The organism is Nostoc sp., from assembly GCF_036916735.1.
In the GTDB taxonomy this organism is placed as follows: domain Bacteria; phylum Cyanobacteriota; class Cyanobacteriia; order Cyanobacteriales; family Nostocaceae; genus Nostoc.
In genome coordinates, this window is record NZ_JBALFV010000100.1 from 83501 (window position 1) to 108184 (window position 24684).

At 40.1% G+C, this 24684-nt stretch carries 19 protein-coding genes; 6 read left to right on the forward strand and 13 right to left on the reverse strand.

Features of this window, described 5'->3' with window-relative positions:
• Window positions 1–126: 126 nt before the first annotated feature.
• Entirely contained in the window at window positions 127–1062 is a 936-nt protein-coding gene (locus tag V7L20_RS23290; RefSeq protein ID WP_334746357.1) for a COX15/CtaA family protein, read from the reverse strand.
• Window positions 1063–1472: 410 nt separating this feature from the next.
• On the opposite strand from V7L20_RS23290, the gene V7L20_RS23295 reads away from it, so the two are divergent.
• The 5 genes from V7L20_RS23295 (at window position 1473) to V7L20_RS23315 (ending at window position 8969) form a co-directional block, all read left to right on the forward strand.
• Window positions 1473–2612 (forward strand): cytochrome c oxidase subunit II, encoded by a 1140-nt coding sequence (locus tag V7L20_RS23295; protein ID WP_334746358.1) that lies wholly within the window; start codon window positions 1473–1475, stop codon window positions 2610–2612.
• Window positions 2613–2797: 185 nt separating this feature from the next.
• Window positions 2798–4534: a cytochrome c oxidase subunit I gene (ctaD, locus tag V7L20_RS23300; RefSeq protein WP_334746359.1), complete on the forward strand. Its 1737-nt coding sequence runs from the start codon at window positions 2798–2800 to the stop codon at window positions 4532–4534.
• Window positions 4535–4648: 114 nt separating this feature from the next.
• Window positions 4649–5275, forward strand: a complete 627-nt coding sequence (locus V7L20_RS23305) for a cytochrome c oxidase subunit 3 (RefSeq protein ID WP_334746360.1) — start codon at window positions 4649–4651, stop codon at window positions 5273–5275.
• A 1223-nt stretch (window positions 5276–6498) separates the two neighbouring features.
• Window positions 6499–7671 carry a serine/threonine-protein kinase gene (locus V7L20_RS23310; protein ID WP_334746361.1) on the forward strand — a complete coding sequence of 391 codons (1173 nt, stop codon included), beginning with the start codon at window positions 6499–6501 and terminating at the stop codon, window positions 7669–7671.
• A gap of 224 nt (window positions 7672–7895) precedes the next feature.
• Window positions 7896–8969 (forward strand): PstS family phosphate ABC transporter substrate-binding protein, encoded by a 1074-nt coding sequence (locus tag V7L20_RS23315; RefSeq protein ID WP_334746362.1) that lies wholly within the window; start codon window positions 7896–7898, stop codon window positions 8967–8969.
• Between the two features lie 193 nt (window positions 8970–9162).
• Here V7L20_RS23315 and V7L20_RS23320 read toward each other — a convergent pair whose 3' ends face one another.
• The 5 genes from V7L20_RS23320 to V7L20_RS23340 all read right to left on the reverse strand — a co-directional run bounded on the left by V7L20_RS23320 (window position 9163) and on the right by V7L20_RS23340 (window position 13218).
• The gene (locus tag V7L20_RS23320; protein WP_334746363.1) at window positions 9163–9333 is read right to left on the reverse strand and encodes a hypothetical protein; all 171 of its coding nucleotides are present in this window, start codon (window positions 9331–9333) and stop codon (window positions 9163–9165) included.
• Window positions 9320–9655 (reverse strand): XisI protein, encoded by a 336-nt coding sequence (locus V7L20_RS23325; protein ID WP_334746364.1) that lies wholly within the window; start codon window positions 9653–9655, stop codon window positions 9320–9322. Before V7L20_RS23325 ends, V7L20_RS23320 begins: the two co-directional genes overlap by 14 nt.
• Window positions 9643–10059, reverse strand: a complete 417-nt coding sequence (locus V7L20_RS23330; RefSeq protein WP_334746365.1) for a XisH family protein — start codon at window positions 10057–10059, stop codon at window positions 9643–9645. The genes V7L20_RS23325 and V7L20_RS23330 overlap by 13 nt, the downstream gene beginning before the upstream one ends.
• Window positions 10060–10151: 92 nt before the next feature.
• Window positions 10152–11936, reverse strand: a complete 1785-nt coding sequence (locus V7L20_RS23335) for a tetratricopeptide repeat protein (protein WP_334746366.1) — start codon at window positions 11934–11936, stop codon at window positions 10152–10154.
• Window positions 11926–13218 carry an ATP-binding protein gene (locus V7L20_RS23340; protein WP_334746367.1) on the reverse strand — a complete coding sequence of 431 codons (1293 nt, stop codon included), beginning with the start codon at window positions 13216–13218 and terminating at the stop codon, window positions 11926–11928. The genes V7L20_RS23335 and V7L20_RS23340 overlap by 11 nt, the downstream gene beginning before the upstream one ends.
• An 836-nt stretch (window positions 13219–14054) precedes the next feature.
• On the opposite strand from V7L20_RS23340, the gene V7L20_RS23345 reads away from it, so the two are divergent.
• Complete coding sequence (locus tag V7L20_RS23345; protein WP_334746402.1) at window positions 14055–14975, forward strand: RluA family pseudouridine synthase; 921 nt, start codon at window positions 14055–14057, stop codon at window positions 14973–14975.
• A 254-nt stretch (window positions 14976–15229) separates the two neighbouring features.
• Here the strand turns inward: V7L20_RS23345 and V7L20_RS23350 are convergent, their stop codons facing one another.
• From V7L20_RS23350 to V7L20_RS23380, 7 genes are all read right to left on the reverse strand, one after another.
• The gene (locus tag V7L20_RS23350; RefSeq protein ID WP_334746368.1) at window positions 15230–15997 is read right to left on the reverse strand and encodes a phycobilisome rod-core linker polypeptide; all 768 of its coding nucleotides are present in this window, start codon (window positions 15995–15997) and stop codon (window positions 15230–15232) included.
• Between the two features lie 675 nt (window positions 15998–16672).
• Window positions 16673–17257 carry a hypothetical protein gene (locus V7L20_RS23355; protein ID WP_334746369.1) on the reverse strand — a complete coding sequence of 195 codons (585 nt, stop codon included), beginning with the start codon at window positions 17255–17257 and terminating at the stop codon, window positions 16673–16675.
• On the reverse strand, window positions 17258–17854 hold the full coding sequence (locus V7L20_RS23360; protein ID WP_442943618.1) for a phycobiliprotein lyase: 597 nt from the start codon (window positions 17852–17854) through the stop codon (window positions 17258–17260). It lies immediately after the preceding gene.
• Window positions 17855–19216: 1362 nt separating this feature from the next.
• On the reverse strand, window positions 19217–20416 hold the full coding sequence (locus V7L20_RS23365) for an acyltransferase family protein (RefSeq protein WP_334746370.1): 1200 nt from the start codon (window positions 20414–20416) through the stop codon (window positions 19217–19219).
• 453 nt (window positions 20417–20869) lie between these two features.
• On the reverse strand, window positions 20870–22306 hold the full coding sequence (glgA, locus tag V7L20_RS23370; RefSeq protein WP_334746371.1) for a glycogen synthase GlgA: 1437 nt from the start codon (window positions 22304–22306) through the stop codon (window positions 20870–20872).
• Between the two features lie 137 nt (window positions 22307–22443).
• Complete coding sequence (gene hemC, locus V7L20_RS23375) at window positions 22444–23415, reverse strand: hydroxymethylbilane synthase (protein ID WP_334746372.1); 972 nt, start codon at window positions 23413–23415, stop codon at window positions 22444–22446.
• Between the two features lie 765 nt (window positions 23416–24180).
• A complete protein-coding gene (locus V7L20_RS23380) occupies window positions 24181–24603 on the reverse strand; it encodes a lysozyme inhibitor LprI family protein (RefSeq protein WP_334746373.1) in 423 nt (140 codons plus the stop codon).
• Between the last annotated feature and the right edge of the window lie 81 nt (window positions 24604–24684).

Consider the following 24684-nt stretch of genomic DNA (forward strand, 5'->3'; position numbering starts at 1 on the left):
TACTCGCCGTTGCGGCTTTCGTCGTTTATTGGGGAGCAGGTAGCAGGGAGCAGGGAGCAAGGGAGAAGAGTTTTCCCCTCTGCTCCCCGCACCCCGCCCCTCTGCCTCTTCCCAATGCCCCATTCCCTACTCAGCACTCAGCACTCGTGAATCAGCAATAACTGAGTCACGCAGTGCGAGAACTGTGAAAACCACCAAAGTACCCAGCAAAGTAGCTCCTATAGCTTGGTGAGAGACGGTGAGAGGCTCGACTTGGAGGTGTAATTTGAAGGTGGCGAATCCCAACAAGATTTGTAAGATCAACAATCCACCAGCCATATTTGCCAGTCGCCGCAGGGCTGGATGTAGTGCTGGTGTACGCCAACAGATAAATACCATTGCCAAGGTTGCCACTGTTGGCGGCACCAAACCAGCAATATGGCTGTACATTACAGTACAAAGTTGAGAACCGCCGAGACATTGGTGTAGCGCCCAGCGAGAGCCTACTAAAGCACCCAAGAGACTTTGCAGGTAAACCAGAACAGCAGCAGTTAAACCGACCCAAGGCAACTTACCAACGGTTCCAGTCCCCTGAAAGGGAGTGAGTGCTGTGCCGATAATCACAAGGGTGCTAAAAAACAATAGCGCCGTTCCTAAATGAGCGGTAACGATATCAAACCGCAACAGTTCGGTGACGGTCAGTCCGCCCAAGATGCCTTGGAAGACAATTAAAAACAGGGCAAATGTGGATGCCCAAGGCAGCCAAGAGGGTAAGAAACGACGATGCCACCAGGACAAACCGAAGAGTGCGATCGCGCTTAAACCAATTAAAGCCGCATCCAATCTGTGAAACCACTCCAAAAACACTTGGAGATTCATTTGCTTGGCTGGCACGAGTTCGCCATAGCATAAGGGCCAGTCTGGGCAAGCAAGCCCAGCATTCATCACACGGGTGGCGCTGCCTATTGCCATCAAAATTAAGGTGGCTATGCATATTTTCCACACTAAGCGACGAATCATTTCCTTGGGCTTTTGCTGCTGAAGAGCCGCTTCATTTTGTTGTTGTAGGACAAATTCGCTCATGAAGGATACCTTCTGCCCGCTCTTGGTGGATCTGTTAAAATTTTCAATTTTCTTTTAGTGTCCCATCTCCACCCTAGCGTATAGGCTATGGGTTTATAGATTAGCACTCACTTATACTTTTACTTTGAATCACTCCAGCAAGGTTTTGCCTGAAGCTTTAGGTATTTTTCAAGATGTCAAAAATTGATTAATCACAATTAATTTAAACATTCTAAATTTTTCCTTAAATTTTTTCACTGATTCACATCTATTTTTGGCGTTGTATGATAGAAAACTCATACTCAAAATTAATGAAATAGCCAAAAAAATTAATAAAAATTTCAGACCTTTGCCCCCCATGTCTGACAGCCTAGACTACCTTAGTAAGTGAGCAGCTTTAAGATAACGTAGTAAATTCAATTAAGTAAGCCGTGAAGATTCCAAGTTCAATCTGGACATTACTCATTGGCATCGTACTAACGCTCGCCAGCCTTTGGTACGGTCAAAATCACGGACTGTTGCCAGCAGCAGCCACAGATGAAGCTGTATTGGTGGATGGTCTGTTCAACGCGATGATGATCGTTTCTACAGGTATATTCCTAATTGTCGAAGGTGTTTTGATTTACTCTGCATTTAAATACCGTCGGCGTGCAGGTGACAATGAAGACGGTCCACCAGTTGAGGGCAATATACCTTTAGAAATTCTCTGGACGGCGATCCCAGCAATTATCGTTATCGGTATTTCTGTTTACAGCTTTGATGTCTACAACGAAATCGGTGGCTTTGATCCCCATGCTATCCATGAAGCGCCGATGAATCAGGAGTCGATGGCAATGCCTGGAAGTGCAATGGCCGCAACTTTAAACGATACTCCTCCCAGCACCGAACCCAACCTCAATCAAGAAAAATCTGATGAGGCAATGCAAGACCCAGCTACGGCAGAAGTTCGTAATGCTGACCAAATTCCCCAACTGCGGAATGCTCCTGGTGTCGGTAGTGTTGCTCCGACAATTGGGGGAACTCCTGATAAAGCAGGCAAACCAGCAGGATTACAGGTCAACGTCACAGGTCTACAATATGCCTGGCTTTTCACCTATCCTGAAACTGGTATAACTACAGGTGAAATGCACGTCCCCATCGGGCGTGAAGTGGAAATCAATATGACAGCCAACGATGTCATCCACGCCTTCTGGGTGCCAGAGTTTCGCCTGAAACAAGATGCGATCCCTGGTAGGCAAAGCGAGATTCGCTTCACCCCCAAAAAAGCAGGAGATTATACCCTAATCTGTGCTGAACTTTGTGGCCCCTACCACGGTGCGATGAGAGCAACAGTAGTCGTTGAGCCAGAAGAAGCCTTTGACAAATGGGTGCAAGAACAACTAGTTGCTAGCAAAGAAACACTAAATCAAGCTGTTGCTGTGAGCGAGTCCCCGTCTTGGCGGTTTCCGGCGATGGGGAACTCACGAACCCGAAGGGTTAACCCTGCCGATCTTTCTCCAAATGAATTTCTCGCCCCTTACACCAAGGACATGGGAATTCAGCCAGAAATCCTCCATCAAGTTCACAAATAGTCATTGGTCATTAGTCATTAATCATTAGTCACTGGTCATTAGTACTCATACAAATGACAAAGGACAAATGACAAAGGACAAATGACAAAGCGCAAAGTCTGAGCGGAGGTTTCCTCCGGAAAGCGCAGCCCGCCGTAGGCATCAGAACTTGTAAGAGAGGACAAATGACAAAGGACAAATGACAAATGACCCAAGCTCAACTGCAAGAAACTGCCAACGCCCCTGCTCTTGTTGAGGAGCCAGGGATCAGAAAATGGCAAGACTATTTTAGTTTCAACACCGACCACAAGGTGATTGGGATTCAATACCTAGTCACTACATTCATTTTTTACTGTATCGGTGGCGTGATGGCTGACTTGGTTCGTACAGAACTGCGAACCCCAGAAGTCGATTTCGTCACCCCTGAAGTCTACAACAGCTTATTTACGCTGCACGCCACGATCATGATTTTCTTGTGGATCGTGCCAGCTGGTGCGGGTTTTGCTAACTTCCTCATTCCTTTGATGATTGGGGCAAAGGATATGGCGTTTCCGCGCTTGAATGCTGTTGCCTTTTGGATGATTCCCCCTGCGGGTTTATTGTTGATCGCTAGTTTAGTGGTAGGCGATGCACCGGATGCGGGTTGGACTTCCTACCCTCCCCTGAGCTTGGTAACAGGTCAAGTAGGTGAGGGAATTTGGATTATGAGCGTTCTCCTACTAGGTACGTCATCGATTCTAGGAGCAATCAATTTTCTCGTCACATTGCTCAGGATGCGTATTCCCGGTATGGGGGTTCACCAAATGCCCTTGTTCTGCTGGGCGATGTTTGCTACTTCAGCACTGACTCTGGTATCTACACCAGTGTTAGCAGCAGGTCTAATTCTCCTGGCTTTTGACTTATTGGCAGGAACGACATTTTTTAACCCAACTGGGGGTGGCGACCCTGTTGTGTATCAGCACATGTTCTGGTTTTACTCCCACCCTGCGGTTTACATCATGATTTTGCCCTTTTTTGGGGCAATTTCAGAAATTATCCCAGTGCATTCCCGCAAGCCGATTTTTGGCTATAAAGCGATCGCTTATTCCTCTCTAGCGATCAGCTTTTTGGGGCTAATTGTTTGGGCACACCACATGTTTACCAGTGGTATCCCCGGTTGGCTGCGGATGTTCTTTATGATCACCACCATGATCATTGCCGTACCCACGGGAATTAAAATTTTCAGTTGGTTAGCAACCATGTGGGGTGGGAAAATCCGGCTTAACAGTGCCATGCTGTTCGCAATGGGCTTTGTTGGCACCTTTGTGATTGGCGGAATCAGTGGCGTGATGTTGGCAGCAGTGCCCTTTGATATTCACGTTCATGACACCTATTTTGTAGTGGCACACTTGCACTATGTCCTGTTTGGTGGTAGCGTTCTTGGCATTTATGCGGCGATTTATCACTGGTTCCCAAAAATGACGGGACGGATGCTGAACGAATTTTGGGGTAAGGTTCACTTTACCTTAACAATAGTGGGTCTAAACATGACCTTCTTACCAATGCACAAGCTGGGATTAATGGGCATGAACCGCCGCATCGCTCAGTATGACCCCAAATTTACCTTTATCAACGAAATCTGTACTTATGGCGCTTATATACTAGCAGTTTCGACATTCCCCTTCATTATCAATGCCATTTGGAGTTGGTTATACGGCGAAAAAGCTAGTAATAATCCCTGGAGAGCATTGACCTTAGAGTGGATGACTACATCACCACCTGCGATCGAGAATTTTGATCAAACTCCAGTACTGGCTACAGGCCCCTACGACTACGGCTTGGAAAACGCTAAAGAAGGTGTACCTTTGTCTGATCCCAATCCAGTCTTATCTGCTGGCCCAAACTCAGTATTAAGAGCAGAACCCGACCCGGCAGTTGCTGCTAATCCTGAAGACCGGAAATAGAGTTAGGAGTGAAGAGTTATGAGTTATGAATGATGAGTTATGACAATTCCTAACTCCTAACTCCTACCCCCCACTCCCCATTCCCCATTCCCAATTCCCCACTTATCAAAATTCATGCAAAGTCAAACTATTGACCCAGCTAAAACCGAACTGAATCATCACCACGCGGCACAAGCGTCCGTCAGTCATCACGAAGAACATCCAGATCATCGTATGTTTGGGCTAATTGTCTTCCTGATTGCTGAAGGGATGATTTTTATGGGACTATTCGGAGCCTATTTGGCTTTCCGTGCTACCTTACCGACATGGCCCCCAGCAGGTACCCCAGAGTTAGAACTATTGCTACCTGGAGTCAACACCATCAATCTAATTTCTAGTAGTTTTGTCATGCACAATGCCGATACTGCTATCAAAAAGAACGATGCGCGGGGTACTCAGATTTGGTTAGCAATTACGGCTGCAATGGGTGCTATCTTCTTGGTGGGTCAAGTATATGAATATACCCATTTAGAATTTGGTTTAACTACCAATTTATTTGCCAGTGCATTTTACGTTTTGACTGGTTTCCACGGATTGCACGTTACTATCGGCGTTTTGGCAATTGTTGCCGTGTTATGGCGATCGCGCGTTCCGGGTCACTACAGTAACGAAAAGCACTTTGGCATTGAAGCAGCTGAAATCTATTGGCACTTCGTTGACGTAATTTGGATTATTTTGTTCGGATTACTGTATCTACTGTGAGTATTATTTATTAGTTGTTCATTCCACGCGGACAACTTAATAGGCCCCCTAATGGGGGCTTTTTTCATTGAAAGCGACGTCCATCCCCGGACTTCGTCTTGCTACGCACTCCGTGGGTGGACAAGGTTGTTCCCCCGGTCGCTTGGGGCAAGCACGGCATTGGCCAAACAGATAGTTTCTTCCCCATGCTCCATACTTCGACTACGCCCAACTCTACCAGAGGCTGCGCCCTAAGTGTAGCTATGCCGCAGGCTTTACGGCTTTGCCCTTCTCTTCTTAGGCTGCGCCCTAAGCCTAGCTATGCCGCAGGCTTTACGACTACCAAGAGGACAAGCTCGGGCTGAACTCAGGACAAGCTCAGGACAAACTCAGTACAAGCGCCCTATTCCCCATGCCCAAAAACTCCACAGAGGAAGTGGCGTGGAGTTTTTTTTTAATAAAATGCTGCTGTTGCAGCTAACTGCCCTAAAATCACATTATTTTATTTCTTGGCTGGCAGCAAAATCTAAATTAAGACTGTTTCTAATACTGCTTGGTTAAGAAGATTTGTACGTTGAGCGTAGACTTCTTTAATTATGAGTTTTGTTAAATGGAACTGAGTTATTGCAAGCAACACAGGCGCAAGTAAAAAGTAGGAAAGGTTGGAAAAGTTGGATGTTTTGTAGAAACTATTGAATAAACCTAAAAAATTGACAAGTTACACCTATCTAACTCAAAATTCATCACTTGATATTTACCCCCAGGCTTACCTGCTCTTGCTCTTGTTCTTGGTGAGTTTTGCCGAACTTACGTTGATATGACAAGGCGATCGCCTTTAGTAATGACTAAAATATGGTAACAAAATTTTGGTGAACACTGTAAAGATACTTGTGCCTTTAAATGCCACTGTTCCAGGTTTTGTCAGCAATCAGACCAAGATTTAACATAAATATCTTGACTTCTGAATGTTGTCGTCTGCCGACAGTTATAACTACTATGGACTAGTGTTAAATTTACTTAAGTGATAAAATTATAGAACTATTACAAAAATAAATTTTTATATTAAGATACCCATAAAGGGATGAAATAAACCAATCAAGCGGCTAACCATGAAATTGCTCAAAAGCATAGTGTAGGTAGCCCTAGAAGCTGATAGCCTCAAATATCAAAAAATATAGCGGCAGGTATTCATAACCTTACCCAAGCTCTGAATGGTCAGTAAATTAACAAGTAGTATACGCCACATGAGCCAGAACCCTCTAGTTAGAAAAAAACTCCGAAGTCGCTTTGAGAGAGTCAAACTGATAGAAAGCGGAGTATCTGGTAATACTTACTTGTTATCAGGTGCTAGACGTAAAAAACATCAATACTCTCTGGTTAAAAAAACACTCCGGAATCGCTTTGAGATTGTCAAACACTTAGGAAGCGGTGGTTCTGGTGATACCTACTTGGCTATTGACTTAGATTTACCAGGACGACCTTATTGTGTGGTCAAACATTTCCACCCAAAAGATACCAATCCTGCTGTTCTACCCATTGCTAAAAGCCTATTTGATCGGGAAGCGGAAGTTTTATACCAGCTAGGCAACAACCACGATCAAATTCCGAGACTGTTTGCTCATTTTAATGAAGATGGAGATTTCTATTTAGTTCAAGAATTTATTGACGGTCATGCATTGACTCAAGAAATTGTCCGAGGTCAGCCTCTTAGCGAAAATACAGTCTTAAATTTATTAAAAGACATCCTAGAAGTGCTGTCCTTCGTCCACCAAAATAACATTATTCACCGGGATATTAAGCCCCAAAATTTAATGCGGCGGCACTCCGATCAGAAGATTGTGTTAATTGACTTTGGAAGCATTAAGAAAATTGGTGCTTTAGGAGCAGGCTTAACAATTTCTGTTGGAACTCCTGGCTATATGCCAAGCGAACAGGCTAAAGGAAAGCCAAAACTTTGCAGCGATATCTATGCAGTAGGAATGATTGGCATTCAAGCTTTAACAGGTTTAATGCCTGAACAACTACAAGAAGATCCTAATACAGGAGAAGTTCTCTGGCGCGATAAGGCACAGGTAAGTGATGCTCTAGCAAATATTTTAGATAAAATGGTTTGCGATCGCTATAACCAGCGTTATCAATCTGCTGCAGAAGCTTTGCAAGCGCTTAATTCCGATCTGGAATTGTCAGAGTCCTTACAATCTATTGGCATAAACCAAAACACTGATGATACCTATTTTCTAAATTATAAAAATTTTCTTTTGCTATTGGGAATAGGGCTTGGTGCTATCACTAGTTTGATAGTACTAGTTTTAATCTATACATTTATTAATACAGGTACATCACATCCAAACCAACCTACTCAATTAAATAATTTTAGAGAAAAATTGCTTGAGCCACGGTTCACTAATATTAAGTGAGTCGGCAAGTAGCTAAATTAGTAACTAACAGAGGAGTCTATAAAAGCAATTCGACTATTACAAAGATTAATCAAAGAGGAAATTGAGCCTTAATACATGAGAAAGACTTAATCATTGACCAGCAATCATAAGATTCGCTATTTACTAGCTTATTCAAGATTGAATTTTAACCTAAATATTTATCGATTCCTGTAGGATAAATAGAATAAACAACATTTAAAGATATGGACAATACAAATCAAAGAAAAGCTTTAGTTAACGGTGAAGTTGGCCTCTTTATTAGAGGTTTGATTATTGGTAAAGTGCTGACAATTATGGTTATTGGGGGATTGCTTTGGTGGTTACTGAAGTCGAATTTCTTGACCCGCAACAGTATTAATTCCTCTAGTCAAAATATAAACAGCCTTTCGACTACTGTATCAACTTTTCAGACAGTTACTAATGTCCCTAATGCTTCATTTAACTATGGAGGCAGTACAGCTTGGGCATCTATCCGGCAATTGGTAGATTCTCAGATCCAGAGTGATCGCCCTGAACTACAATTACGCTATGTAAACCCTGTTAATGGTAGCCCTGGTTCTAGCTCCGGTATTCGGATGTTGCTTGATGGAAAACTCGACTTTGCTCAATCCTCCCGCCCCCTTACAGATGAAGAACAAGCGATCGCAAAAGAGCGAGGCTTTACCCTTAAGGAACGTCAGGTGGGTAGAGATGGCATAGCAGTGGTAGTCAACCCATCACTCAATGTGCCTGGTTTAACTGTTGATCAATTGCAGCAGATTTATTTGGGAAAAATTACTAACTGGAATCAAGTAGGTGGGACAAACCTAGCCATCACACCTTTATCTCAACGACCAAAAGACGCAGATACAGTAATATTCCCTAGCAACAGCAACTTGAAGGGGCAAGCATTTGGCTCTAATGTGCAGTATGTCTACTCTACTACAGAGGCAGTGCGCCAACTCAGTAAAACTCCTGGTAGTGTCTATTACGCTTCTGCCCGTTCAGTATTACCTCAATGTAGTGTGAAAGCTTTGCCATTGGGTAGTACTTCTGGTAAGTTTATTACCCCTTACCGCAAACCTCAGGTGTCACCTGAGCAATGTCTACATCAGCGCAATCAGCTAAATACTCAGGCTATTAAAGATGGCAGCTATCCCATGATTGCTAACTTATTTGTGATTATTAAGCAGAATAAAGGTCGGGAACAGCAGATTGGAAATGCTTATGCTAATCTTTTATTAACTGATCAAGGGCAAAAGGCAATTCGGCAAGCTGGTTTTGTTGAAGTTCGTTAGGAGATTTGGAAGACAAATGAGCAAGCTTCCTACTGATCCCCAACTTTTTAAACAAGTTGGAGATTCAGAGTGATCGCTTTTTTATCCATTTACTACTTGTTCAATATTCATGTATTGATCGCTTGATAGGACTCACGCACAGGTCACGCAAAATCAAACCACAGAAAACGCAGAAAACACAGAGGAATAAGAGTTAGAGAGGTTTTTTGTGTAATACCAATTCTCTATAAGCTTGCACTAAATAATTACCTCTATCTTCCTTGGCGTTCTTGGCGTTCTTGGCGGTTCGTTTTTCATGATTAAGTGCATGTTCATAGAGAATTGGTATAAGTCCTAGCTTGAGTTGAAGTTCACTCGACAGCATAAGAGGTAAACTGGCGCTTAAAAGGAGAATGGAACCCAATGACAATATCAGAAGGGGGTACACCTAACTCAATCAATCGTTCAGCAACAGACTCTTCTGTACCGTTATACTGAATCCATATTTTCCCATTTTGAATATCAAAATGCATGACCGGGCCAAATACCCGCTTATCTCCTTGCCAGCCAACATAGGCTAATTGATAATGGTCGTTTTCATTGTCTAAAATTAATTGTGATTTGACAGTATCGGTATTAGACTCAATTTGTTGATGTTCACTTAAAATTTGTTTAATAAATTGTCGATAGCATTTTATTTTATCCATAGCCGAATCTCCTCATGTTTTGGGTCGTAAATTATTAACTTAACTTGGTAACGATGAAGGGTGCGTTGGACAAAAGAAAGTTGGAAAAAGTCTTGATATGTTTCTATAGGAACGGCTAGATAAAGCACTCTATCTGCTTCCTCTTCTTCAATAGCTTGACAGTAATTTAAATATTGTCCAAGTGCAGTATGAAATTCACTGATATCTGAATCTGCAATAAAACTTTTAATTTCAACAGCTATTTTCTCAGTATTACGTTCTGCGGCAATGGCATTTTTAGCCGCTAAGTCTATTTGTAGTTTAATTGCTTCGCTAATACGAATTGTAAATGGATCGTGAGTAATTATCCACCCATCTTTTCTTAATGCTTTTTTTACCTGTTGATGGAAAGCATCTTTAGCCATTTTGCTATCTCTAGATTAGAGTCTCAAAATGAAAATATCCCATTTTATATGATATTTTAACGTTTAGCTTAACTCAACATTAGATTTTTGCTCTATGTAATGCGATCGCACTCTCCATTATTCTGCATTGCGGCGGCAAGTTTTTCTAAATTCTCCCGCACAGCCACACAACGAAGGTGCTCAACACCCCTAACTTGTCCGCAAATATCTAAAGCTTGCAAATAAAGCGGTTCTGCTTCACTGTAGCGCCCAGTTGCACGATAAATTTCTGCGAGATTATTGAGACTTTCGGCAACATTGGGATGATTTTCTCCCAATAGGTGCTTATCAAGTTCTAAGGCTTTTATACATAAGGGTTCCGCTTCATTATAACGCCCCTGCTCCCTGTACATATAACCAAGAGCATAGATAGTATCTGCTAATAGTGGATGCGCTTTTTGTAATACACGCTGCTTGAGTTCTAACGATTCCAAAAACAAAGATTCTGCTTCACTGTAGCGTCCTTGAGCGCGGTATATTAAACCTAAATTGTGCAAATCTGTCGCAACATCAGGATTTTCTTCTCCCAAAAATTGCTTATCTAGTTCTATTGCTTGTTGGGATAACGGTTCAGCTTCACTGTAGCGTCCTTGATGATAATAAAGTAGCGCTAAATTATTCAGTATCAGAGCGAAAGAAAGATGATTTTCACCAAACAAACGTTTTTCGAGTTCTAATGATTGCAAATATAAAGGTTCTGCTTCGTCATAACGTCCTTGTTCATCATATAGTAATGCCAAATTGTTCAGACTGGCAGCGACATCGGCATGATGTTCTCCCCAGAAACGCTTCCTCAGTTCTAAAGCTTGTTGATATAGAAGTTCTGCTTTACTATATTGTCCAGTAGATTTGTAGAGTCCTGCCAAATTATTCAGGCTAGTAGCAAAAGCAGGATGATTTTCTCCTAACAGACGTTTCCTTAGTTCTAAAGCTTGCTGATATAATGGTTCGGCTTCACTGTAGTTTCCTGTTGCACGATATATTCCTGCTAAGTTGTTGAGGCTATTAGCTAAATCTATCTGCAAACCTGATTCATTTTGTAGCTCAATCGCCTGACGCCAATACTTTATTGCTAGTTCTTGTTCTATTTGATAATTCTGAGACTCACCCCGCTCTAATCTACTGCGATAAATATCACCTAAGCTTGAGTATAAAGTAGCCAAACTGGGGTCTTTAGTTCCCCCTTCTTGTTCTACTTTCTCGATTAACCCTTGTAAATCTTGGATGGGCAAGAAAAAAGAGTTATCTTCATTAGTATCTGTGCTGGCTAATTCTGTGTTTCTAAAAACAAAACGTATAGGTTCTAGTTCTTTGCCAGGAATAGCATTCGTCTTTTTAGATTCAAACCGAAATACACCATTGCGCCAACTCCAAAAGTCAGGAGCTTTTTTAATCAGGTTGACTAATATTTGGTTAGTTACCCAAAGCACGATCGCAAAGGGAAATTCGCGCAATCCTTCTCTTGTCCACTGTAAGTAACCAAAAAATTTTTCCTGTTCTGATTGCTCTTTTCCCAATCTGAGAAAATAAAGTTGTTCTGCACCCGTCACAGTAATCACTGCCGGGTTTTGCTGACGAAGATATTCTTCTTGTTGTACCAGTTGGTTAAGAGCAGCTTTTAGGCTTGGTTCCTGACGTGCTAATGTCACTCGATATGTACAGAAAGCGGCTTGTAGTTCGGCTTCATATTGGGCAATAATATCATCACGAAAGTTAGCATCATCGCAAACTGCAATTAGTAAATTTAATCCTCGCTTTTGAGCTTCAATAGAAACAATTAAATCATCATACGCGTCTTGATTTTCTTCTTCCTCATCTAATAATTCATCATTTAACATTAATTGCTCCCTGTCTTTTCAAGCTTTCTATAATAATTGGATGAACATCGTACCAAGTTTCATCAGTGCGATATTCTAGAACATATAATCCATGTAACAAATCTAAAAACTCTGTTTGTTTGGGGTCATTAGGCATAAATTGCTCATAAACACTCTGCAAAATATCTATATCAACCTTTCCTAGGCGGATAGAAAAATCATTGCGGATTTTGTTGATTGCTTGCAAGAGAATTTTATCATCAATAATAACTTCGGCTGAGGGATTTCGCCGGATCATTCGCAAACAAATGCGGCAACATTCCTTAGAAATCCGAATTAACTCTCGCAATACGCCACCACTGGAAATTACAATTTTTTCAGCAGTTTCTGTCGTGATTAATTCACAAGGAATCCGCTTTTGTAAAACTTCACCGAGAATCTTTGTTGCTTCCGGGCGAGGTTGGGCATTAAGGAAGCGATTTTTACCTTTCTCAAAAATTTTTAAGACAGGCATTGCCACAACTTGATCGTTAGTTTCAGTGGCAATTATTGTGCTGATAAACGTTTCCCGAAGTACTGCGATCGGGATAGTATAGATAATTTGAAAGTTAGGTTGGCAAAGAGCTTTAATGTTATCTCGATAAATTTCGTTAACTCTGCCTAAGTCAAGTTTATCTAAATCATCAATAATTACTAAAACGTTTTGTTGAGTTGCAGCTTGAATTAAAGCAGCTATTTCGTTAATTCTGGCAACTAAATCTGATAATTTGCGTTCAAATTCTTGCTTAATTTCATCTCTAACGCTAGCATCAGCTTTTAATTTAGAACTAATCAATTTTAAAAGGTCAAAACCTATACTAGCTTCTGTTTGCAAATTCGATTCTTCAGTGCGAGTGCGGGTAGCAAACCACTTATAAAGAGCTTCTTTAGTAGATTGCGGAATATCAACTTTGCGTGCTTCTGCCTCTGTCATTAAATTAACTGCGATCGCAAACAGTATATTAATATGATTAACTGCCGACATTTCAATTTTATCGGCAATAGAAAAGAGAACTACAAAATATTTATCTTGAATTTGTCGGCTAAACTCAGCTAACAAAGTAGACTTACCACATCCCCGATGTCCTGTAAAGACAATTTTGCCATCTCCATTAGGACTATCTTCGACTAATTGGTTCAGGTCTGCAATCAAATCATCACCATATTCAACTCTAAATCTTTCCATTTCGTTCTGTTCCATCAACGGAAACAGTTCGAGATTGCTGTATGCTTCTTGAAAGGAGTTTAATAAGTCTTGAGACATTGAATAGTGCCATAAACGTGCTAACTATCCATATAATGGCTTATGATTTTTGAAGTATAAGTTAAGGTAATTATAACTTGCCTAACTCTGTAGATAAATGAGTACTAGGTAATACTGTCTTATATTTTTTAATAAGATACTCTACCTTCCATAATCCCAACCAATAAACAAGTAATAGCGATGAATATAAATAATAATCAATAATAGATTATACATTCAATAAATATCAATTAATAATAGATTATACATTTGAAATAGTGAAAGCTACTTAAAAAATAAATTAAATAAAATTTTCGTTTATAAAATTAAATTTTCCGCATCCTATATTTATGTATTCTCTGGCTATTCTTGCTACAGTAAAGAGATTAGAACTCACCAAAGCAGGCTCGCAACTTATAGAGCAGTCTAACTTGCATGAGCATTCTTGATCGGTTCCCAAACTGTCAGCCTATTCACGCACGCGAGCGCAGTTAGCACTTCCGTCTTTAGTGTTGCAATTTGTAGATACTGCTTTGTTATAGTCTGCTTTTATACTTGTACACTTTGCCGTATTATCTCCTACTCTTTTTCAAAAATCAAATAGGATTTTTATATAAGCTAATGATTAGGAAAGATAGGATTGACCCAACCTACACAATTTAAGTTTTTTGGCGCTAACCCAAGCGTATTGATTTATAACTGCCCTTTTCAAGCATTCCGCGCTTTATTTAAAAAAGGGGAATTAATAATTTAGAGCAATTGTGAGCGAATTTAATTTACAAATCCAAGAAAATAGCGAACGCTTGTCAACTCCGCTAGAAGGTGCAGCCTCTACTTTACTTTCCTTCAGGGATACGATACACTGTCTTAACATTAAAGGCAATGATCGCCTTGACCGTTACCTTTCCCAAGAATTACCAGACTTATCCCGTTCCCGCATCCAACAGTTAATCGAACAGGGTAATGTTCAACTTAATGACAAAGTTTGCACATCTAAAAAGATTAATGTCAAGTTAGGCGATCGCATCACTCTCGAAATACCAGAAGCACAACCTTTAGAACTCCTTGCAGAAGATATTCCCTTAGATATCCTCTATGAGGACGACCAGCTACTTATTCTCAACAAACCCGCAGGTTTAGTTGTCCATCCTGCGCCTGGTCATCCAGATGGCACTTTGGTAAATGCTCTATTGGCACACTGCCCTAATTTACCAGGAATTGGCGGAGTCCAACGTCCGGGAATCGTCCATCGATTAGATAAGGATACAACAGGTGCGATCGCGATCGCGAAAACAGAAGTTGCCCATCATCATCTACAAGCACAACTCAAAGCTAAAACCGCACGGAGAGAATACTTGGGCGTAGTTTATGGTGCGCCAAAAGTTGAAAATGGCATAATTGACTTACCCATTGGTCGCCATCCACAAGACCGCAAAAAAATGGCTATTATGCCTATTGAACAAGGCGGACGAGCCGCCGTCACTCATTGGCAAGTACTAGAACGCCTCGGTAACTTCACCTTAATTCACTTCCAACTAGAAACTGGACGCACCCATCAAATTCGCGTCCACAGCACTAAAATGGGTCATCCCATTGTCGGCGACCCAGTTTATAGTTCTGGTCATTCAGTGGGGGTCAATTTACCCGGTCAAGCACTGCACGCTTGGCGACTAAAATTGCAGCATCCTATATCTGGAGAGTTGATTGAGGTGACAGCAAACCCTCCTAGCCACTTTACAAAACTTTTGGAGATATTAAAAAGACGAATTGCACTTTAAACTCATTCCATATCTGAAAACATAGCCATTTCGGGACTTCCAACTAAAAAATATTCTATCGGTGTGTAGGCAAAGGGGCACTTATAGCTCAAAATTCTCAATGCCCAATGCCCCTTAACAACTAGCGTGCATCAGACATGGGATAGAGTCTGTTCCACTAGTTATACCTAAATGAAACTCCTAACTAACCCAAGACTTATGCACGCTATAAAATGAGTAAATGGATGTACTAGACAGCCGTCGAACAAAAACCGTTATTTAATTCCTGCCAGTTGCCGATAAGGTACAGACTTTTCGATATCGATGTTGAATGACGAGATCCTTTGTGGCACATTGCCAGTTGCATTGACACTTTGTGCCATAGACAAGAATAGAGCTGGATCGCCTGCCTTGGGTTTTTGCTCTTGTGGAAGGAATCTGCGTACTTCGACCTGCCAAATGATTTGGGGGAAACCCAGTTGGGCACGGTGGTAAGCCTCGTATCGCGGAGATTTAATGTTGAATGGCAACTCACCCTCAGCGCGGGATGGCAGTATGCGACGGCGCTGATAAGGCACTGTGGAGTCTCCAAAATTGCTCAGGTACTCTTCAGTGTTAAGGACTTCATCAACAAAGCCTCTAATACCTTTGGTAGCGACTACAATTGACCAGGCAATTTTTTCCCGTTCACTGTATGGGTCGCGTCCTAGAACGCGCTGGATTACCTGTTCAACAAAGCGATAATTACTGTTGAGGTCGTAGAAGCTTTTCTTAAAGGTATTGGAAAGCAGCAATCCCCGAATAAAGTCCCGCACTGTAATCTGTCCATTACGGAGTTGAGACTCTAAAAATGTTTCGCGATCGGCAGCAAAGGCATGAAAGAAAATTTGACGATATGCTGCTTCGATCAGAAGGTCTAAATCTGACGGAGAAAGCAGGTTGTCTGTACTAAAAATCCTGGGCTGTTCATCACCCGGTACTTCGTATGCAGCTACACGCTGATTCTGACTTGAAGGGTCGTATGTTAACAGAGGAATTGCCACTCTAAAGCCTCCATATTCTTAATTAAAGTTAACAACTTTAAATCATATATTAAGGGAGTAGTTGTGTCAGAACTTCAGATTCTGATAAAATTTCACGAAACTTAACTAAGAAGAATTTAACTATCCCGAAAAACAAGGATTAGCTTATTGGATTCAACCCATAGCTAATCTGTAAAGGAGTGCGGCTTTCAGCCTAATAACTACCTAAAAAATTTTGTTCACATACTTCAGATTAGAAGATTAAGTTTCACTTTTTTGAAATAAAGCAACAATTTTTAACATATAGCAAAATAAATTAATGGGGAATGCAACATTGAAAAACCCTATTCCCTAGTAAAGACGCGATTAATCGCGTCTCTACTCCATTGACGAGAAATAAAAAGGTACAGAGCAAGCAAATTTATTTATGCAAAATAAAAAACATGTATGTAGTGACACGTAGTGCAAGAAATACTACGTCAGTTGACTCAGAGCAAATAAATTTATTCATGGTTACTGAGCGACTTATACTGAGCTTGACCCGAGCAAAGCCGAGGGGCGTAGTCGTAAATCCTGCGGCATAGCTATGCTTAGGGTACAGCCTCTGGTAGAGTTGGGCGTAATCGAAGTAAGTCGAAAGCAGCTAAAGTATGGGTTCAAAATTTTTGACTTTTGACATTTCGACTTTGCTCAGTGTTAACTTTTAACTCCCCGTTCGCGCAGCCTCCCGTAGGGAACGGGCTGACCTATCCAAAATTCCAAGGGATCTATGGTTGACTTACAGTAAGGCCAACTACGCAAAGTTGCTTCCATCCCTGGTTCGCAGTAGGGGGGTTCCAATCCTAGTCCTAAACATAGATGAGATAGGATGGTAGCAAACTGCTGATTGTGACCAAAGTCTCCTAGATGGGCATGGGCGTATTCATGAATCACTAAACCAAACCAGTCTCTAGGTGCAACTCGACCGACATCTATCAGAATAGTTACTGGGCTTGTGAGAATGTTGCACAGTCCATCGATGCCGAAGGATTGAGCTATAGGGACTGCAAAAATTTGGATGTGGCGACGCTCTTGGGAATGAAAGCACTCATGACAAAGGTCTAGATAGATGTTTATCTGAGCGTTAACAATGTTAATATTATCGCCGATCCAAGTACAAATGGGGATGCGATCGCGCACGTTATCGAACACATCCACCATACCCGGTTCTAGGGCAAACCCCTGTACTCGATGCAGATAATCTCGACCACGAGTAAAAGCATCGGTCTGCTTGAGAATCATTCACCAGCCCAAAACTGAATAAAACTGTTTTTTTTCTAGAACATCCGACCCAAGTCTTTCTGTTATTTGTTCTGGGTTGGAAGCTTCAATGCGAGTTTCGGTACAAAATGATGCAGTGCTGAAGCCACCAAAGCGCTTCACTGTACTGGTTCGCAGTCGCATATTTGGGCTGGCGAACCAGAATCTCTCAATGGAACTCATTGTTTCGTATTCAGTTGTTAACACTAGCCCATCTTCATCATCCATGTGAAAAAGACCGACTACAGGCATAATTTCAGCGTAGCCTCTTTCACGGAGTAATCTACCAGCTCTTGGGTTATCGCCATCAGGCACGATCGCAAATATGGTTTTCCCTTGATGGTTCTCGTCATTTTCTCTATCCCAAGCCATTGTACCCAGCCAACGCACCCGTGACCCACCTACTGACAGGCTGGGGTCAATCTGATGATACTGGCACAGTTCAATAATTTCTGGATGATTGGCGTCCAGAGTTTCTACCTGTATATCAGATTCTCCGGTTTCTGAGCGCTTAAAAGGCAGGTGATGAGTTGCACGTTGCGATCGCCACTTACCAGCACTTAATTGAAAAAATTCCATTGCGTCTATCAATCTTCTGACTCCTACTTATTACTCCTGCGGATGATATTTTACGGTTTTTTATTTTTATAGTTTTTGGTATATCAACATTGTGACATACTCTACACACTTTCGTGTGGAACCATTATAAAAAATAAGTAATTAATTAAAATTAAAGATGTCAAAACGTCGTTTTTCTAAAACTTTAATTATATGCAATTCACGCTGACACAACTATGACTTAAGTGATTTATTTCCAATAATATAAAATTTGGATTATTCATTTATTTTTAATCTAAAAGCTATTCAATTCTATAATATCACTTTATCAAAAATAATTTAGTAGGAGGTAGTGGTCAAAATTATGTTCGTTAAAAACTGCCTTAGATTTAGAATTAAATATCCTTGCTTTGTTAGCAGTGTCAAGTCATTTGAGCAAATACTTTTTTCTAATAGTTACAATTAATGGTTTTTCAATATAAGAATGGATTACGCATCCCATAGCTACTACTATAATAATTACAGATGCAATAGCGTTGTCATATATATGCTGTATTGCTCCACATGTAAGATATTGAATTTATTTGTAATTTTATTGAAACCTTTACTCATATTGCTTCAAAAAAACCTGTGTGTTAAATATATCGAATAAGAGGCATTGCCTAAATAAATTAGAATTAGTGATACATTTATTGTATTTGAAACTTATAAATAAACAGATTCGATAATCAAGAGTGTAAACGAAATTCTATAAGCTACTAATGGAGAGATGCCTGAAACATCAAATTCACGATATTTTGTATTTATAACTGATATTTTAAATAAAATTCTTGAGAGGTAAATTAATAATTTTATACACTTTAATTGATATTTATATACTGTACAAGCAGCTAAACAAGCCAGCATAAACTCTAGATTATGTGGAGAAAATATCAAGTTAAGTAGAAAAATTTTGCCAATTGGTAAAACATTAAAAATATTAAGAATTATACCAATTATCCAAGTAAAAATTATTGCCTAGGATATTTTTGAATTTTTCAATATTAGGAAACTAAATATACAGTAGAAAAAAACTTCATAGCAGAGCATCCAACTGACACCAATAAAACTACTCTCTAGAATAGAATGCTCTTGAGGTAGCAACAAAACAGCCTTGATAATTTCGTCTACACTTCGCTGATAAATGCTATCTTTACCAGTATTAAATAGGGAAACTAAAATCTTGATGCCTAAAATGCTCCAATATAATGGATATACTCGGATAAATCTTTTAAAAACAAAAGGCGTAAACTTATCCGGTTTCCCTATATCAGATTGATAAATATAAAATCTAATAAATCCACTGAGTACGAAAAAGAAATCAGATGCTAATCGGCATACCAGTTAAGCTTGATTTAAAGCTCTATTTTCTATCCAAGACATGACTAGTTTTCTAAACTTGCCTGTTTTTGCCTCAGTAAAATGTGCGATGACAACCGCATATAAAAATACAAATACAACTATAATAAGTGCCAAGAATACGTGAAAAATATCTGGCTCCCAAGGGCGATCACCAATTACACATGCCCTGATAAAGCATAGTATCGGCATGTGGACAAGATAAAGAGTGTATGAACATCCTGCTAAACCTTTAGAAAATTTTTCGTATGCTCCTTTTTGCCTTATTTGGCTACGACTATTAACTAGAAGATATATCATGACAGCAGTAGAAATTCCAATGAAAAAATCTGCTATTTCCCGGTTAATAAAACGCTCACTTATTAATGCAATGCACAGAATTAATATAGAAAAAATAGTAAGTAAATTTAAAATATTCTTATTATTAAGATATTTAGAAGGATGACATATACTAACTAATGCTCCCATCAACCAAACCAGAAAATAAATTCTAATTTCCGAACCAACCATTAATAATATGCCTGAAACTAAAAAACCGTAGAAAACACGTGCCTTTAAGGATTTAACCCAAAAAAGTAGAATGATTGCAGGAAAAAGTATATAGTACCAAAACTCATAGGCTAAACTCCAAACTGCCTTATTTGAACCAAATAAATCTACAAAAATTGTTTGGACAAAAGCTATAGTTCCCAAAGCATTTTGAAATGTGAAATTTTCCAAAATTTTATAAGTTGCTAAATGACCGTTGTGAAACTTTTCTCCATAAAAGCTATTTTGTCCAGTACCAAATATTTTTATACCAAGAGAATCCCAAAAAGAAGATAGCAACAAAGCAGGAATTAATACTATATATAAACGTGTTAAACGATCTACTAAATAATTAACCCAAGACCATTGCTTTTGCTGAATCCTTCTTATTACACTAGCTGAAATAAAAAATCCACTTAGCACAAAAAAAATCATTACAGATTGATGACCCAATACTGTTAATGAATTTAACCTTTTTATCAAAAAACTAGGATTTCTAATTTCTGAATATTCTATAAATAACAAAATTCTCATGTGGCCGAGAAGAACTAACAAAGAAGCTAAACCTCTTAAGAAATCAAGGTGAGTAGACCATCGATAATTCCTGATTGAAGGAATACTATAAATAGGCTGCGTCTGAGTTTTTTCTACTAACATTTTGGTTATACAACAAAGATTAAATTGTTATAGGAGGAATAATAAATCTAAATTTTTAAATTTCTTATGTCTCATTCTCAATAGTGAAATTTGCCATTCAAAAAATCTATAGAGAGACATGCCAATATATCAAAAAAAAGCAAAGTCTAATTCATTTTCTAAATTAATTGTGTTATGTACAGCAATCAATATTTTCCTAGTTAAAGCTTGAAAATATAAAAAGGATACTTGCGTATCTCAATACAATAAATAATATATAATTATCTAGATATGAATACTTACAAGTTTACAAAAAAATTTTTTTTAGTTTATACCATCTTCATGAAAATTAAATACTTACAAAAAAACTCATGATTAGCATCTTCAGATATCAGACTAATCTGAACAATGCTATCATGAGTCCCAAAAATTAGAGTTGGCACGTATGATACATCTGTACGCCCCTACAGAACTTTATGACTTGCTATTAGCGATCGCTTCGTTTAACACTAACTCTGGTTGTGGTGTTTCTTCTTCTGGCAAACCGTAAATTGACCTGTACAACTTCACGTACTCTTTGGCAGATTTATACCAACTAAAGTCTTGGCCCATGCCCCGTTTTTGTAGTTCTAGCCATTGTGGTTTAAAACGGAAGCCTTCCCAAGCCCGGATCATACAGGTGAAAAGGTCTAGCGGTTCATAGCGGTCAAAGCAATAACCGGTGCCTGCTGCATTTTCGGGATCGTGATGGCTTACAGTGTCAACTAATCCGCCTGTGCGACGGACAATAGGCACAGAACCGTAACGTAAAGACATCATTTGGCTGATACCGCAAGGTTCAAAGCGACTAGGCATTAAGAAAGCGTCAGTGCCAGCATAGATCCGGCGAGACAAAGCATCGTTATACAGTAGATAAGTTGCCATACGTCCGGGAAAGCGGGATGCTAATTGCCACATCTGAGTTTCATAGTAGCGATCACCTGTCCCTAACAGCACAAACTGTGCATCTGTATAGGAGAGAAAGCGATCAAGGATTTGCAATATCAAGTCAATGCCTTTTTGTTCCACTAATCGGGTCACAATCCCAATTAAAAAGGCTTTGGAGTTAACTTCTAATCCTATTTCTTCTTGCAAAGCAATTTTGTTGGCTTTGCGTTTATCTAAAGTATCAGCAGTGAAGGTTTGGGCAATGTATTTATCATCTTCTGGGTTATAAACTTCAGTATCAATCCCGTTGATAATTCCAGATAACTTACCGCTAATAAAGGACAACAAACCTTCTAATGTTTCACCGTAAGTAGGTGTTTTAATTTGCTCGGCATAGGTGGGCGAAACTGTATTTACCTTATTGGCAAATTGCACTGCCGCCGCCATTGTGTTGTGTCCTTGCATATACCAAGGACACCAAGTAATTTTTTCTAAATACCAACGCCACGGCCCTTGATAAGCCAGATTATGAATGGTAAAGACTGTGGTGATATCAGGATCTTGATGCATCCACACGGGAATCATCCCCGTGTGCCAATCGTGACAATGGATAATTTCTGGTTTCCAGTAATTCCAGGCAAACTCAGCTGCACCATTAGCAAACAAAGTGAACCGCCAGTCTTCATCTTCTCCAGAATAGATGCGGCGGGGCATAAAGGCAGGATGTCCAAATAAGTACAAGGGAACATCAGTACCAGGCAGAACACTCTCGTATACTGCAAAGTGTTGGAACATGGCATCTCCCCACCAGATGGGTTCATAGGGAATTTCCATTTTGTCTGGCAGGAAGCCGTAGTAAGGCAAGAATATCCGCACATCATGCCCCATTTCTCTCAGGACTTTGGGTAATGCCCCGACAACATCACCCATTCCTCCTACTTTGGCAATGGGTGCTGCCTCTGCTGCAACAAATAGAATCCGCATGGTAATTTTTGCTTCCCTGAGTCTATAATTGTGAAATTAACTCTACGATCCCGACCAACGCGATATGTCGCGTCTGGCACGTATGAGAGTGCAACGGCGATCAATTCTTATCTAATCACATCGGCTTGCCCAATTGCTTAGGAACCGCGCCCAATCACTGCAAAAATTTCTGACAAAATTTCTTGCGCTCCCTGTTGCCGCAATAGTTCTGCTAGTTCTGTGCCTAGCGCTTCAGCATTATTGGCAATCCCTGTGACGGTATCTTTTACGAGTTTTTGACCATCTACACTGGCGACTATCCCTGTTAAGGTCAAATTATCACCAGATATTTCTGTATTTACACCAATAGGTACTTGACAGCCGCCTTCTAAAGAGCGTAGAAAAGACCTTTCGGCGAGACAGCGATCGCGTGTTTCGGGGTGTTCGATCGCTTTGAGTAGAGATAGCAATTCACTATCATCAGCACGGCATTCTATCCCTAAAGCACCTTGTCCTACGGCGTGGAGAGAGATTTCTTTGGGGAGAATTTGATGAACGCGATCGCCCATTCCTAATCTCTCTAACCCTGCTGTTGCTAAAATTAGGGCATCGTATTCGCCTGCATCCAGTTTTGCCAACCGTGTAATCAAGTTTCCCCGGACATCCTTAAAGGTAAAGTGGGGGAAATGGTGGCGTAACTGTGCTAACCGTCGCAGCGAAGATGTACCAATTACCGCGCCTTCTGGCAATGTATCAATTTGTTTATCTTTGTGCTTTTCATGCACCACTAATGCATCTGCTGGATTTTCCCGTTCAGTAATTGCTGCCAGCGTTAACCCTTCTGGTAAGTGAGTCGGCAGATCCTTGAGGGAATGAACGGCAAAGTCAATCTCCTGATTGAGCATTCCGAGTTCAAGTTCTTTAGTAAAAAGTCCTTTATCGCCAATCTTAGCTAATGCTACATCCAAGATTTTATCCCCTTGGGTAGACATGGTGTGGACTTCAAAAGTGATATCAGGGAATCTTTTCTTTAGCTGCTCTTGTACCCAGTATGTTTGAACCAGAGCAAGTTGGCTTTTGCGTGAACCAATACGAATAGTGCGTGGGGGACTTGAAACAACTGAAGTCATAAAACAATATGTCAAACTAGGTGATAAATTCACTCTCATCTAGACTACCGTAGTCAGGGACTCATACCAATTTTGGAGTTTGGATTTTGGATTTGGGATTACAATTCTTTACCTAAAGTTTGTTACAGGAATCTTAAACAATTCTATTTAAATAAATATCATTTTAGTATAATATTATACGTTTATTTTAAAAAACCACATAAATACACGGTACATTGATTGAAAACTGCTATAAAGACGTTCGGCGATCGCTACTTCGATAACATTAATAGGACTGACGCAAAATGAAGGAAAATCGAACCACAGAGACACGGAGAACGCAAAGGAATAATAGTTTGAGAGGTATTTTGCGTAATACTGTTTCTTTGTGAAGCTGTACACCAAATTGGTATAATTAGTGACTCAAAAATATTAGTCGAACGGTTTAAATTATTTTATGACTTATTATAAAAATCGTATTTTATTTTTGAAATTATCTACGTAGTGCGCGGTAGTGCGCGTTCGCGTTGGCGAATGCGAGTAGCGTGTCGCAGACAAGCCTCTGTGCAAAGAGAAGCGTCTCGCACACAAGCGCAGTGCAAGCCTAGAGGCAAAGAGTGGGGAATAGGGAATTAGGTTTTTCGAGTTGTACTGAGCTTTTTCAGAAATCAAATATTAGTCCTATAATATCAGACTAATTAAAACCACGTCCTTTGTAGGCGTGGTTTTTTTGATACTAATGACCAATGACTAATGACTTTCGTGTTGCAGTTTTATTCAACTAGATCAAGGGTCAGATTTGAGATATTCCTGTAATTCTTGAGTACGCAGTTTTGTAATATTTTCTAGACAACCAGAATAAATGCTAGGGGCAATACTTCCTCCCTCATATTTACTTCTTTCAAACTCACAATTAGTATCTCGAAACTTGAGCCATGCTTGTTGTGCAGCAATCAATTTTTGTTTCCTAGACGTTTCTAAAGTAGATAACAATTGTTGATAAACTTGATTCAGTTTTTTATCTTCCTTTTGATAAGACAACTTCGCGCATTCATTAATTGCTATTTGAGTTTGAGCATTATTGCAGTTGACCCTTTGAACTAAGCGCATCTCCCGTAAATCAGGCGTTGTACCTGCTATTGTCACGGTGGGAGTATTTAAACTGCTGAGAGTTAGCATACTTGCTAAAACTAGTAATAATTGACGCATGGCAAAATTTAGATTGTTCCAATAAAGACAAAAGATACTTAAATACCCGTCAGCATTGGTATGTTCCGATGCAGAAGACTT

Excerpts from the sequence above, each read along its gene's own strand:
- V7L20_RS23310 (WP_334746361.1), top strand. The coding sequence starts at position 6,499 with ATGAGCCAGAACCCTCTAGTTAGAAAAAAACTCCGAAGTCGCTTTGAG.
- V7L20_RS23380 (WP_334746373.1), bottom strand. The coding sequence starts at position 24,603 with ATGCGTCAATTATTACTAGTTTTAGCAAGTATGCTAACTCTCAGCAGT.
- V7L20_RS23290 (WP_334746357.1), bottom strand. The coding sequence starts at position 1,062 with ATGAGCGAATTTGTCCTACAACAACAAAATGAAGCGGCTCTTCAGCAG.
- V7L20_RS23360 (WP_442943618.1), bottom strand. The coding sequence starts at position 17,854 with ATGGAATTTTTTCAATTAAGTGCTGGTAAGTGGCGATCGCAACGTGCA.
- V7L20_RS23355 (WP_334746369.1), bottom strand. The coding sequence starts at position 17,257 with ATGATTCTCAAGCAGACCGATGCTTTTACTCGTGGTCGAGATTATCTG.
- V7L20_RS23315 (WP_334746362.1), top strand. The coding sequence starts at position 7,896 with ATGGACAATACAAATCAAAGAAAAGCTTTAGTTAACGGTGAAGTTGGC.
- V7L20_RS23340 (WP_334746367.1), bottom strand. The coding sequence starts at position 13,218 with ATGTCTCAAGACTTATTAAACTCCTTTCAAGAAGCATACAGCAATCTC.
- hemC (WP_334746372.1), bottom strand. The coding sequence starts at position 23,415 with ATGACTTCAGTTGTTTCAAGTCCCCCACGCACTATTCGTATTGGTTCA.
- V7L20_RS23305 (WP_334746360.1), top strand. The coding sequence starts at position 4,649 with ATGCAAAGTCAAACTATTGACCCAGCTAAAACCGAACTGAATCATCAC.
- V7L20_RS23335 (WP_334746366.1), bottom strand. The coding sequence starts at position 11,936 with ATGTTAAATGATGAATTATTAGATGAGGAAGAAGAAAATCAAGACGCG.
- V7L20_RS23365 (WP_334746370.1), bottom strand. The coding sequence starts at position 20,416 with ATGTTAGTAGAAAAAACTCAGACGCAGCCTATTTATAGTATTCCTTCA.
- glgA (WP_334746371.1), bottom strand. The coding sequence starts at position 22,306 with ATGCGGATTCTATTTGTTGCAGCAGAGGCAGCACCCATTGCCAAAGTA.
- ctaD (WP_334746359.1), top strand. The coding sequence starts at position 2,798 with ATGACCCAAGCTCAACTGCAAGAAACTGCCAACGCCCCTGCTCTTGTT.
- V7L20_RS23330 (WP_334746365.1), bottom strand. The coding sequence starts at position 10,059 with ATGGCTAAAGATGCTTTCCATCAACAGGTAAAAAAAGCATTAAGAAAA.
- V7L20_RS23320 (WP_334746363.1), bottom strand. The coding sequence starts at position 9,333 with ATGCTGTCGAGTGAACTTCAACTCAAGCTAGGACTTATACCAATTCTC.
- V7L20_RS23325 (WP_334746364.1), bottom strand. The coding sequence starts at position 9,655 with ATGGATAAAATAAAATGCTATCGACAATTTATTAAACAAATTTTAAGT.